Below are 11,783 nucleotides of genomic sequence, written 5' to 3'. Positions count from 1 at the left end.
TATGCGCCTGAACAGTTTGATGAGGTTTTAACATGGCTGAACGTCTGAATAACGACTTCCAGTTCATCGATGTCGGGCGCAAAGATCCGAAGAAGAAACTGTTGCGTCAACGCAAGAAAGAGTTCGTGGAGATCTACGAACCCTTCAAACCCCAGCACTCGGCCGACCAGGCCCACCGCTGCCTGGGGTGCGGTAACCCGTATTGCGAATGGAAGTGCCCGGTGCACAACTTCATTCCCAACTGGCTCAAGCTGGTGGCCGAGGGCAACATCCTCGCCGCCGCCGAGTTGTCGCACCAGACCAATACCCTGCCGGAAGTCTGCGGCCGGGTGTGCCCACAGGACCGTCTGTGCGAGGGTGCCTGCACCCTCAACGACGGTTTCGGCGCGGTGACCATCGGCTCGGTGGAGAAGTACATCACCGACACTGCGTTCGCCATGGGTTGGCGCCCGGACATGTCCAAGGTCAAACCGACCGGCAAGCGCGTCGCGATCATCGGCGCCGGCCCGGCTGGCCTGGGTTGTGCCGACGTATTGGTGCGGGGTGGCGTGACCCCGGTGGTGTTCGACAAGAACCCTGAAATCGGTGGCCTGCTGACCTTCGGCATTCCCGAGTTCAAGCTGGAAAAAACCGTACTGAGTCACCGTCGTGAAGTCTTCACCGGCATGGGTATCGAGTTCCGTCTCAATACCGAAATCGGCAAGGACATCACCATGGAGCAACTGCTCGCCGAATACGATGCGGTATTCATGGGCATGGGCACCTACACCTACATGAAGGGCGGCTTTGCCGGCGAGGACCTGCCGGGCGTGTACGACGCGCTCGACTTCCTGATCGCCAACGTCAACCGCAACCTGGGCTTTGAAAAGTCGCCGGAAGATTTCGTCGACATGAAGGGCAAGAAGGTCGTGGTACTGGGCGGTGGCGACACGGCGATGGACTGCAACCGTACGTCAATTCGCCAGGGCGCCAAGTCGGTGACCTGTGCGTATCGTCGTGACGAAGCCAACATGCCCGGCTCGCGCAAAGAGGTGAAGAACGCCAAGGAAGAAGGCGTGAAATTCCTCTACAACCGCCAGCCGATTGCCATCGTCGGTGAAGACCGTGTCGAAGGTGTGAAGGTAGTCGAGACGCGTCTCGGCGAGCCGGATGCCCGTGGCCGTCGCAGCCCCGAGCCGATCCCGGGCTCCGAAGAAATCATCCCGGCCGACGCCGTGGTCATCGCCTTCGGCTTCCGCCCAAGCCCGGCGCCGTGGTTCGAGCAGTTCGAAATCCAGACCGACAGCCAGGGCCGTGTAGTGGCCCCGGAACAAGGCCAGTACAAGCACCAGACCAGCAACCCGAAAATCTTCGCCGGTGGCGATATGGTGCGCGGGTCTGACCTGGTAGTGACCGCGATCTTCGAAGGCCGCAACGCCGCCGAAGGGATCCTGGATTACCTGCAAGTCTGACCCTCATCCCGAGTTGGAATGGGATCAAAATGTGGGAGGGGGCTTGCCCCCGATAGCGGTGGTTCAGTGACAGATACTGAGACTGACACACCGCAATCGGGGGCAAGCCCCCTCCCACATTTGTTTTGTGCTGTGTTCAAGCTACCGCGACAAATTGACCCGATAGACAAAAGGCACGGCGCATTCCGTGCCTTTTGCGTCTGGCTCTGAGAAAATGCCCGCACTTTTTTTGCGGATGCCGACATGACTGCCCTCAAGAACGACCGTTTCCTTCGTGCCCTGCTCAAGCAACCTGTAGACGTCACCCCCGTGTGGATGATGCGTCAAGCCGGTCGCTACCTGCCGGAATACCGCGCCAGTCGCGCCAATGCCGGCGACTTCATGAGCCTGTGCATGAACCCGGAGTTCGCCTGCGAAGTCACGATGCAGCCGCTGGACCGCTACCCACAACTGGACGCGGCCATCCTCTTCTCCGACATCCTCACCATCCCCGACGCCATGGGCCAAGGCCTGTACTTCGAGACCGGCGAAGGCCCGCGCTTCAAGAAAGTCGTCAGCACCCTGGCCGATATCGAAGCCCTGCCGATTCCTGATCCGCACAAAGACCTTGGCTATGTGATGGATGCGGTCAGCACCATTCGCCGCGAGCTCAATGGCCGCGTGCCGTTGATCGGCTTCTCCGGCAGCCCGTGGACCCTCGCCACCTACATGGTCGAAGGCGGCTCGTCGAAAGACTTCCGCAAGACCAAGGCCATGCTCTACGACAACCCGCAAGCCATGCACCTGCTGCTGGACAAGCTGGCGCAGTCGGTCACCTCGTACCTCAACGGCCAGATCATGGCCGGCGCCCAAGCCGTGCAGATCTTCGACACCTGGGGCGGCAACCTGTCGTCGGCGGCGTACCAGGAATTCTCCCTGGCCTACATGCGCAAGATCGTCAGCGGCCTGATCCGCGAACACGAAGGCCGCAAAGTCCCCGTCATCATGTTCACCAAGGGCGGCGGCCTGTGGCTGGAAAGCATCGCCGACGCCGGCGCCGATGCACTGGGCCTGGACTGGACCTGCGACCTCGGCGAAGCCCGCCGTCGCGTTGGTAACCAGGTCGCGCTGCAAGGCAACATGGACCCGACCGTGCTCTACGCCAAGCCGGAAGCGATCCGCACAGAAGTCGGCCGCATCCTCGCCAGCTATGGCAAGGGCTCCGGGCATGTGTTCAACCTCGGCCATGGCATCACCCCGGAAGTGAACCCGGAGCATGCTGGGGCGTTCCTGCGTGCAGTGCATGAGCTGTCGGCGCAGTACCACGAGTAAAACGCAAAAAATGTGGGAGGGGGCTTGCTCCCGATAGCGGTGTGTCAGTCTCAGTATCCTTAACTGAACCACCGCCATCGGGAGCAAGCCCCCTCCCACATTTTAAAAACCGGAGAGCCTCAGGCCCTCGCTCGGCCCAACGGCGGCAACTTCGCCAGCTTCAGCGCCACCAGCAACGCACCCATCAACAACGCGACGATAAACCCGCCAATCCCGTTCCACCCGGCAAAGTGCCAGAAGAACCCGCCCGCCGTACCGGCAATGCTCGACCCCACGTAATAGCAGAACAGATACAGCGACGACGCTTGTCCCTTGGCCTTGACCGCGCGACGGCCGATCCAACTGCTGGCCACCGAATGCGCGCCGAAGAAGCCGAAAGTGAACACCAGCATGCCCGGCACTACCAGCCACAGCGGCGTGAACAGCGTCAGTAACATCCCCGATAGCATCAAGACGATAGTGCCCCACAGCACACGACGGCGGCCAAGGCGGTCGGCCAACGAGCCTATTTTCGCCGAGCTGTAGATACCCGACAGGTACACCAGCGACAGCAGGCCCACCACTGCCTGGCTCAGCTCATACGGTGAGGCCAGCAGGCGATAGCCGATGTAGTTGAACATCGTCACGAAGGCGCCCATCAGCAGGAATGCTTCAAGGAACAGCCACGGCAGGCCCGCATCCTTGAAGTGCATGACAAAGCCATCCACCAGGCTGCGCGGCTTGAGGCTGCTGGCGCGGAAGTTGCGCGATTCGGGGAGGATCTTCCAGAACACCGTGGCGGCGATCAGGGCCAGGGCGCCGATGATCAGCATTGCGGTGTGCCAGCTGACGAAGTCGATCAACACGCCGATGATCAGTCGGCCGCTCATGCCGCCAATCGCGTTACCGCCAATGTACAGGCCCATGGCCAGGCCGATGTGCTGAGGGTGGATCTCTTCGCTGAGATAAGTCATGGCTACGGCGGCCAAGCCGCTCAGGGACAGGCCCACCAGCGCCCGCATCAGCAGAATCCCCTCCCAGGTCGGCATCAGACCGCTGGCGATGGTGGCCAGCGCCGCACAGAACAACGCGGCGACCATCACCGGCTTGCGCCCCAGCCTGTCGGATATCGGCCCGGTGATCAGCAAGCCGCAGGCGAGCATCGCGGTCGCAACCGAAAGAATCAGGCTGCTTTGCGCCGCATTGATGGAAAACTCATGGGACAGCGCCGGCATCATCGGCTGTACGCAATACAACAGGGCAAAGGTGGCAAACCCGCCGGAGAACAGCGCCAACACCGTGCGCATGAACATCGGCGTGCCTTTTTCGATGTACTCGTCATTGAGCTGCGCCACCACTTCATCGAGGGCGCTGGGCGACGTTTCTTGGGCGAGTGGAGCAACAGCAGGGTTCACAGGGACCTCGGGGAGGAAAGACTGCCAGGACCGACAATGCAAAAAAGAATATAGCTGCCTAATGATTCTTTCCAATATATTGTTCGACCTGTTTGATAGGTTCTACGACCTAATGAGGTGTGCATGGAATTACGTCACCTGCGGTACTTCATCGCCGTCGCTGAAGAACTGCACTTTGGCCGCGCCGCGCAGGTGCTGGGCATCTCACAACCGCCCTTGAGCCAGCAGATCCAGGCACTGGAGCAAGAGGTGGGCGCGCGGTTATTTGAGCGTACCAATCGTCGGGTCGAGCTGAGCGAGGCCGGGCGCCTGTTCCTGCAAGAGGCGCGGCTGGTGCTGGCCCAGGTCGACAAGGCGGCGGATGTGGCGCGCAGGGCGCAGTTGGGCGAACTCGGCGAACTGAAGATCGGCTTCACATCTTCCGCGCCGTTCAATTCCAGTATTCCCCAGGCGATCTTTGCGTTTCGCCAGGCTTTCCCGGCGGTGCACCTCAACCTGCAAGAGATGAGCAGCACCCAGGTGGCCGAGTCGCTGGTGGATGAGTCGATCCAGGTCGGGCTGATGCGGCCTTTGCCGTTGCCTGATTCGCTGAGCGTGATCGAGCTGATGCGCGAGCCCCTGGTTGCCGTATTGAGCGCTGGCCATCCGTTGGTGGAAGGCAGCGAGCGCGGCCTGCACCTGGCGCAACTGGCGCAGGAACCCTTTGTATTTTTCCCACGCACCTACGGCAGCGGTCTGTACGCCCAACTGCTCAGCCTGGCTCGCGACGCCGGGTTCAGCCCGCACTTTGCCCAGGAAGCGGGGGAGGCGATGACTATCATCGGCCTGGTGGCGGCGGGGTTGGGCGTGTCGGTGTTGCCGGCGTCTTACCAGCGCATCCGCATCGATGGGGTGGTCTATCGCACCTTGCTGGACCCGGAGGCGATGACAGCGGTGTGGCTGGTACAGCGAAAGGGCGTACAAACGCCGATGGCGAAGGCGTTTGTGGAGTTGTTGACGCACAGGGCTTCTGAATAACACCCTTGAGAACAAGGCATATCTCATGTGGGAGGGGGCTTGCTCCCGATAGCAGTGTGTCAGTCTCAGCATCTCTAACTGAACCACCGCTATCGGGAGCAAGCCCCCTCCCACATTTGGCCTTACTGTATTCCAGCCGAGCGCAACCCCGCCAAAATATCCCGGTCCAGCATGCTCACCCAGCGGTTGTAGTTGCGATGGATCTTGCCGTCCTTGTAGCCCAGGTCGCGGCTGTCGCGGTAGGTGATGGCGTAGCTGTTGCGGCTGTAGCGGATATCGATTGCTGCATAGAACTGGCCGCGCACGGTGATCTCGGCCTGCACCAGTTGCGGGCTCAGGCGTTGCACCGTCCACTCGCGTTTCTGCAAGGCGGCGACGATCACCTGTTTCATTTTTTCTTCGCTGACCTGGCTCGTGGCCGGCAACTCATGTTGGGTGTTGAGCACCGGTTTGTTGGTGCAGCCGGCGGTGGTCAGCAAGGCCAGGGTGATCAGGGTAGCGCGTAGCAAGGAAGACATTCCGTTTTCTCCAATCGATTTAATGTCAGGACCAGCGGCGGAAGATCAGCGAAGTGTTGACGCCGCCAAAGGCAAAGTTGTTGTTCATCACGTAGTCGTGGTGCATCTGGCGAAAGCCCCCTTGCAGGTAATCCAGTTCGCCGCATTGCGGGTCGACGGAATCCAGGTTGAAGGTGTGCACGTATTGGTCACGGTTCATCATCTCGATGCTGAACCACGACTCCAGAGCGCCGCAGGCACCCAGGGTGTGGCCGAGGAAGCTCTTCTGCGAGCTGATCGGCATGCGGCTGCCGAACAGGCTGCTGGTGGCCAGGGTTTCGGCGATGTCGCCCTGGTCGGTGGCAGTACCATGGCCGTTCACGTAGCCGATGGCAGACGGCTCAAGGCCTGCATCTTCCAGGGCCAACTCCATGGCACGGCGCATGGTTTTCTGTTCCGGGCGGGTGGTGTGCTGGCCGTCGGCGTTGCTGCCGAAACCGACCAGCTCAGCGTGGATATGCGCACCCCGGGCCAGGGCATGCTCCAATTCTTCGAGCACCAGCATGCCACCGCCTTCGCCGATCACCAGGCCATCGCGGCCGCTGTCGTAGGGGCGTGGGCTTGTTTGCGGTGCATCGTTTTTCAAGCTGGTGGCGTAGAGCGCATCGAACACCATGGCTTCAGTGGGGCACAGTTCTTCGGCGCCGCCAGCGAGCATCAACGGCAAGCGCCCGAACTTGATTGCCTCGTAGGCGTAACCGATACCCTGACTGCCGCTGGTGCAGGCGCTGGAGGTGGGGATCAAACGCCCGGTCAGGCCAAAGAAGATGCTGATATTCGCCGCCGTGGTGTGGGGCATCATGCGTACATAGGAGTTGGCGTTGAGCCCCTCGGCCACCGAGTTGAGCAGCATGTTGCCGAACGCCTTGATCTCATCGGTGCTGCCGGTGGACGAGCCACAGGCCACGCCCATGCGTCCGTCCTTGATCGACTCGTCGCCGAGCAGGCCGGCGTCCTGCAACGCCTGTTCCGCCGCCCACACCGCCAGGCGCGAGACGCGGCCCATGCTGCGCAGTTGCTTGCGCGTCCAGTGCGAGGGCACGACGAAGTCGTCGATGGGCCCGGCCAGGCGCGTGTTCAGTTCGGTGAAGCGATCCCACTCATCCATGCGCCGGATGCCGCTGCGGTTGGCGCGAAAGTTGGCGGCGATGGTCTCCCAGTCGCTGCCCAGGGAGGTCATGCCGGCCATGCCGGTGACGACGACGCGCTTCATCAGCACAAGCCTCCGTTCACAGCCAGCACCTGGCGCGTGATATAGCCGGCTTCGGCCGACATCAGGAAATTCACCGCGCCGGCAACTTCTTCCGGCGTACCCATGCGCTGCGCCGGGATCATTTTCATCAACTCTTCTACCGGTACGTTTTCATCCAGCATCGCCGTGTCGATCAGGCCAGGCGCCACGCAGTTGACGGTGATCTTGCGCTTGCCCAGCTCGATCGCCAACGCCTTGGCTGCGCCGATCAAGCCAGCTTTGGACGCGCTGTAGTTAACCTGGCCGCGGTTGCCGATCAACCCCGAAACCGAAGTGATACACACAATACGCCCGGCGGCGCGACGGCGAATCATCGGCATCATCACCGGGTGCAGCACGTTGTAGAAACCGTCGAGGTTGGTACGCATCACCACGTCCCAGTCGTCTTCCGACAAGGCCGGGAACGCGCCGTCGCGGGTCAGGCCGGCATTGAGCACCACGCCGTAGTAGGCACCATATTCCTCCACATCAGCCTCCAGGATGGCCTTGCAACTGGCGCGGTCGCAAACGTCGAATTGCAGCACCCGCGCCTTGCGCCCCAGGGCCTCGATCTCGACCTGCACCGCGTCGGCTTCAGCCCGGCCACTGCGGCAATGCAGCACGATGTCATGGCCGGCCTGGGCCAGGCGCAGGGCAATGGCGCGGCCGATGCCACGGCTGGAGCCGGTGACCAGTACGGATTCAGTCATGGCGTTTCGTCCTTCGATTCATCTAAATAGTTGGCCGCCTGGGGCGGTCGAAATACGTTCAAGCGGGCGCTGGCCTGGATGCCGTCGCCGGTGAGGTGGCATTCGAACACACCCATGCCGTTGTCGTCTTCCAGGGAGCGCAGGCCGTGGATATTCAGCTCGGCGCCGGCGGGAAAGTGCTCCACGTTGCATTCGAATTTACGTGTGCCCAACAGGAAACCCAGTTCCACCGCCTGGCCTCGCTGGCGCGCACGGCAACCGGCATAAGCGGCGACGCTTTGCGCCATCAATTCCAGGCCGACCCAGGCCGGCAGGCTGCCGTCAGGGCGGTTGAACAGGCCGCCGGGCTTGACGGTGACGCGGGCGCGGATCTGCTCTTCATCGAACGACAGCACCTGGTCGATCAGGATCATGTCGCCCGCGTGGGGCAGTAGTTCGGCAAGTGGCCAATCGATCATGGGGCCTCTGCGATTATCAGGCTGACGTTGTTACCGCCGAAGGCAAACGAGTTGCTCATCAGGCAGGTTTTTTTCAGGGTGTCGCCGCTGCGCGTCCACTGCAAGGCCGGCAGCGCCGGGTCGGCGTGGCCGTCCCAAACGTGGGGTGGCAGCAGGCCGTGGGTCAGGCTCAGCCAGCAGAACGCCGCTTCCAAGGCACCGGCGGCGCCCAGGGTGTGGCCGGTCATGGGCTTGGTCGACGAGCAGGCTACGCCGCCTTGGAACAAGCTGGCGACCGCCAGGCTTTCCATGGCGTCGTTGTGTTGGGTGGCGGTGCCGTGCAGGTTCAGGTAGCCGATCTGCTCGGGGGCCAGTTTCGCGTTGGCCAACGCCTTGCGCATCGCCTGCAGCGCGCCTTTGCCACTGGGCTCGGGCGCGGAGATATGGTGCGCGTCACAACTGGCGCCGCTGCCCAGTAAGGCAATGGGTGCCGGCTCGCGGCTCATCAAGAACAGCACCGCCGCTTCACCGATATTGATGCCGTTGCGGTTTACCGAAAACGGGTTGCAGCGCGCGCTGGATACCGCCTCCAGTGAAGTAAAACCGTTGAGTGTCAGCTTGCACAGGCTGTCGACGCCACCACAGATCACCGCATCGCACACCCCCAGGTCCAACAGGCGCTGGGCACTCATCAGCGCACGCGCGCTGGACGTGCAGGCGGTGGAAATTACATAGGCCGGGCCGCTCAATTGCAGCCAGTCGGCGAGGAAGTTCGCCGGGGCGCTGAGTTCCTGTTGCTGGTAGTCGTAGTCGCCGGGGAACTGCTTGTCGCGCAGGTAGTGGGCAATGCCACGGCTGGCTTCGTCGATGCCTGAAGTGCTGGTGCCGAGCACGATGCCGACCCGGCCAGGGCCATGGATTTGGATCGCCTGGCGGATCTCATCTTCGATCTGCAACGCCGCTTCCAGCAGCAACTGGTTATTGCGGCTGCTCTGCTGACGTAATTGCTCCGGCAGGGGCACCAGTTCGCCGTGCACGGCCGCCACTGGCACCACGCGCTCCGGCACCCAACCGCTTTCGGCGCGCATGCCTGAGCAGTCGCCGGCAAACAGGTGGCGGCTGACTTCGGCCTGGCCGCGGCCAAGGGCGCAGATCACACCGAGGGCATTCAGGTAAGCGGTCATCGGCCTGCCCCCAGCGGGGTGATGCGATAACGCAATGGCTGGCCCGCCAGGTTTACGCTGAACACTTCGGAGGACTGATAGACGATCTGCCAATGGCCCGGCAGCGTGCGCGTCAGGTCCATCGCCTGGGCGTTCGGGTACAGCGCCGGCACCTCACCGGCCGAGGTCAGGGCAAACAGCAGTGCGGCAAACAGCTCGCGAGCCTGGGGATTGGGCGGCAGCAAGCCGTCGGCCTGCCATTGCCCATCGAGCAGTTTCTGCCGGGCCAGGGGAATGCCCAATGGGTCCATCATCGACCAGCGAATCGCGTTGCCTTCGTGCTGGATCACCAGCAGCCAGTCCTGGCTCTGGCCGTCCGCCAGTCGCTGCACATGCAGTTGCATCGGCAAGGCCAGGGCCGGGTTTTTTTCTGGCAGCGGCGCCTGGCTGGCGCAGGCGCTCAGCAGCAACAGGCAACCTATCAGCAGCAGGCGAATCATGAGGCTGCGCTCTCCAGCGGTTTACGCGCCACGCAGTTGACCAGGGTTTCCTCACGCTGGCCCACTGGCGGCGCCTTGCGCAGGCCCCAGCGTTCCAGCAGGCCGAAGTCGCTGGAGCGGCTCCACCACAGGTACGGGTACGAGACATTCTGCGAGTCGAATTCAAAGCCCTGCTCGTGGAGCATCTCCAGGTACTGTTCGGCGCTTTTCTGCACATGCATCGGGTGACGGAACAGCCAGCGAATCACCCAGGTGTCGATATAGGCTTCGGTGGATTCGGCAAACAGTAAATAACCTCCGGGTTTGAGTACCCGATAAAACTCCTTGAGCGCGCGATGTTGCTCGACCAGATGGTGGAAGGTCTGGTGGCAGAACAGGATATCGACGCTGGCGTCCGGCACATCAAGGGTGGCGCAGTCACTGCCGATCAGCTCGACAGCCAGGCCCTGGCGCGCCGCTTCTGCGCGGCTCAGTTCCAGGCTGTGGGGGTCGGCATCCAGGCCGATCAGGCGTGAGGGCGCAAACGCCTGGTGCAGCAGTTGGAAGGATTTGCCCTGGCCGCAACCGGCGTCCAGCAACACCGGCGCCACCGGCAGTGGCTCGCTGAACAGGCTGCGCAAGTCATTGATCGCCACGCGCAACACGTGATGTTGCCAGGTGTGGCTGCGCAGGAACCAGAAGCCGAACCTGGTTTCCTCGACGTAATTTTTACTCAGGTAGTTTTTTTCAACAGCAGGGCTGCTCATACCACTTCACTCGCACAAATATCCGACAACATTCGCAACCGCCGTTTCGGCTCGCTGACAAACGGGTTGCGCTCATCCCAGGCGTAACCGGCCAGGATCGAACTGATCATGCGGCGGATCTCCGGTGAGCTGCCAGGATGGAAAATCACGTCCTGGAACGTGCCGGCATACCAGCCTTCGACGTAGCAGCGGAAGGTGTCGACCCCGCGCTTCAAGGGCTCGGCAAATTCGCTTTGCCAGTCGACGGTTTCGCCGTTGAGCTGACGATGCAGAACGGCGGTGGCCATGCTCGCCGAGCGCATGGCGATGGTCACGCCCGAAGAGAACACCGGGTCGAGGAATTCCGCCGCGTTGCCCAGCAGCGCAAAGCCCGGGCCGTGCAGGGTTTTGACGTTGGCCGCGTAGCCGCCGATGCTGCGCGCCGGGGTGTCCCACACGGCATTTTTGAGCACGCCGGCCAGGCTTGGGGTTTCATCGATGAAGCTGCGCAGGCAGGCGTCGAGGTCGCTGTTGCGGCCGTCGAAATGCTCCTTGGCCGCCACCACGCCCACCGAGCAACGGCCGTTACTGAACGGGATAGTCCAGAACCAGATATCGCGCTGGGTCGGGTGAGTGGTCACCAGGATTTTGGTGCGGTCAAAGCCTGGGTGTTCGATGCGGTCTTCGACGTGGGTAAACACGGCCTGGCGCAGCGGGAAGTTCGACGGCGCCTCAAGGTCCAGCAGGCGCGGCAGCACACGGCCATAACCGCTGGCATCGAGCACGAATTTAGCCTTGATGTGGTACGCGCTGCCATTCTCCCGACGCACATGCAGGTAGCGGCACTCGCCGGAGAAATCCACCCCGGCAATGGTCTGGCCATAGCGAATTTCTACGCCTTGCAACGCCGCCTGATCGGCCAGCAACTTATCGAACTCGCCGCGCTGCACCTGGAAGGTGGTGGGCTTGCCGTTGCTGAACGTGTCGCCAAAATCAAACGCACTGTAGCGTTCGCCCCAGGCGAATGCGGCGCCGGTTTTTACCTGGAAGCCCGCCGCTTGTACGGCGTCGAGCATGCCGGCTTCTTCGATAAAGTCGATGCAGTGCGACAGCAGGCTTTCGCCAATCGAGAAGCGTGGGAAATGCTCGCGCTCGATGATCAATACATCATGCCCTTTGCGCTTTAGCAGCGCGGCCGCGATGGCACCGGAAGGCCCGGCACCGATCACCACCACCTGGCGACGTTCCATTTCAACTATAGGCACGAGGGCTCCTTGCCGCATGGGC

Annotated in this window: 12 protein-coding genes; 3 read left to right on the top strand and 9 right to left on the bottom strand. The window is 62.1% G+C overall.

Translation table 11 applies throughout. The features are described from left to right. Nucleotides 1-32 precede the first annotated feature (32 nt). Nucleotides 33-1,451: an FAD-dependent oxidoreductase gene (locus JFT66_RS06755; RefSeq protein WP_003187920.1), complete on the top strand. Its 1,419-nt coding sequence runs from the start codon at nucleotides 33-35 to the stop codon at nucleotides 1,449-1,451. A 243-nt stretch (nucleotides 1,452-1,694) separates the two neighbouring features. Beyond that, entirely contained in the window at nucleotides 1,695-2,762 is a 1,068-nt protein-coding gene (gene hemE / locus JFT66_RS06750; protein WP_034117349.1) for a uroporphyrinogen decarboxylase, read from the top strand. A gap of 119 nt (nucleotides 2,763-2,881) precedes the next feature. Here hemE and JFT66_RS06745 read toward each other — a convergent pair whose 3' ends face one another. Next, nucleotides 2,882-4,099 (bottom strand): MFS transporter, encoded by a 1,218-nt coding sequence (locus JFT66_RS06745; RefSeq protein WP_442963598.1) that lies wholly within the window; start codon nucleotides 4,097-4,099, stop codon nucleotides 2,882-2,884. 180 nt (nucleotides 4,100-4,279) lie between these two features. On the opposite strand from JFT66_RS06745, the gene JFT66_RS06740 reads away from it, so the two are divergent. Next, nucleotides 4,280-5,173 carry a LysR family transcriptional regulator gene (locus JFT66_RS06740; RefSeq protein WP_198859019.1) on the top strand — a complete coding sequence of 298 codons (894 nt, stop codon included), beginning with the start codon at nucleotides 4,280-4,282 and terminating at the stop codon, nucleotides 5,171-5,173. Nucleotides 5,174-5,295: 122 nt separating this feature from the next. Here the strand turns inward: JFT66_RS06740 and JFT66_RS06735 are convergent, their stop codons facing one another. From JFT66_RS06735 to JFT66_RS06700, 8 genes are read right to left on the bottom strand one after another with little or no spacing between them, the layout of a single operon-like run. Then, the gene (locus JFT66_RS06735; RefSeq protein WP_034117352.1) at nucleotides 5,296-5,691 is read right to left on the bottom strand and encodes a hypothetical protein; all 396 of its coding nucleotides are present in this window, start codon (nucleotides 5,689-5,691) and stop codon (nucleotides 5,296-5,298) included. Nucleotides 5,692-5,716: 25 nt separating this feature from the next. After that, complete coding sequence (locus JFT66_RS06730; RefSeq protein ID WP_034117353.1) at nucleotides 5,717-6,943, bottom strand: beta-ketoacyl-ACP synthase; 1,227 nt, start codon at nucleotides 6,941-6,943, stop codon at nucleotides 5,717-5,719. Next, nucleotides 6,943-7,671 (bottom strand): 3-oxoacyl-ACP reductase FabG, encoded by a 729-nt coding sequence (gene fabG, locus JFT66_RS06725; RefSeq protein ID WP_153871572.1) that lies wholly within the window; start codon nucleotides 7,669-7,671, stop codon nucleotides 6,943-6,945. Before fabG ends, JFT66_RS06730 begins: the two co-directional genes overlap by 1 nt. Then, on the bottom strand, nucleotides 7,668-8,129 hold the full coding sequence (locus JFT66_RS06720; RefSeq protein ID WP_198859018.1) for an ApeP family dehydratase: 462 nt from the start codon (nucleotides 8,127-8,129) through the stop codon (nucleotides 7,668-7,670). Before JFT66_RS06720 ends, fabG begins: the two co-directional genes overlap by 4 nt. Next, nucleotides 8,126-9,292 carry a beta-ketoacyl-[acyl-carrier-protein] synthase family protein gene (locus JFT66_RS06715; protein WP_198859017.1) on the bottom strand — a complete coding sequence of 389 codons (1,167 nt, stop codon included), beginning with the start codon at nucleotides 9,290-9,292 and terminating at the stop codon, nucleotides 8,126-8,128. Before JFT66_RS06715 ends, JFT66_RS06720 begins: the two co-directional genes overlap by 4 nt. Next, complete coding sequence (locus JFT66_RS06710) at nucleotides 9,289-9,771, bottom strand: hypothetical protein (RefSeq protein ID WP_198859016.1); 483 nt, start codon at nucleotides 9,769-9,771, stop codon at nucleotides 9,289-9,291. Before JFT66_RS06710 ends, JFT66_RS06715 begins: the two co-directional genes overlap by 4 nt. Next, nucleotides 9,768-10,517 carry a class I SAM-dependent methyltransferase gene (locus JFT66_RS06705; RefSeq protein WP_198859015.1) on the bottom strand — a complete coding sequence of 250 codons (750 nt, stop codon included), beginning with the start codon at nucleotides 10,515-10,517 and terminating at the stop codon, nucleotides 9,768-9,770. Before JFT66_RS06705 ends, JFT66_RS06710 begins: the two co-directional genes overlap by 4 nt. Next, nucleotides 10,514-11,761, bottom strand: a complete 1,248-nt coding sequence (locus tag JFT66_RS06700) for an NAD(P)/FAD-dependent oxidoreductase (protein WP_198859014.1) — start codon at nucleotides 11,759-11,761, stop codon at nucleotides 10,514-10,516. Before JFT66_RS06700 ends, JFT66_RS06705 begins: the two co-directional genes overlap by 4 nt. Between the last annotated feature and the right edge of the window lie 22 nt (nucleotides 11,762-11,783).

The organism is Pseudomonas sp. MF6755, from assembly GCF_016405635.1.
GTDB lineage: Bacteria > Pseudomonadota > Gammaproteobacteria > Pseudomonadales > Pseudomonadaceae > Aquipseudomonas > Aquipseudomonas haemolytica.
Note: the sequence above shows the minus strand (reverse complement) of the source record. Positions and strands in the feature narration are given on the sequence as shown.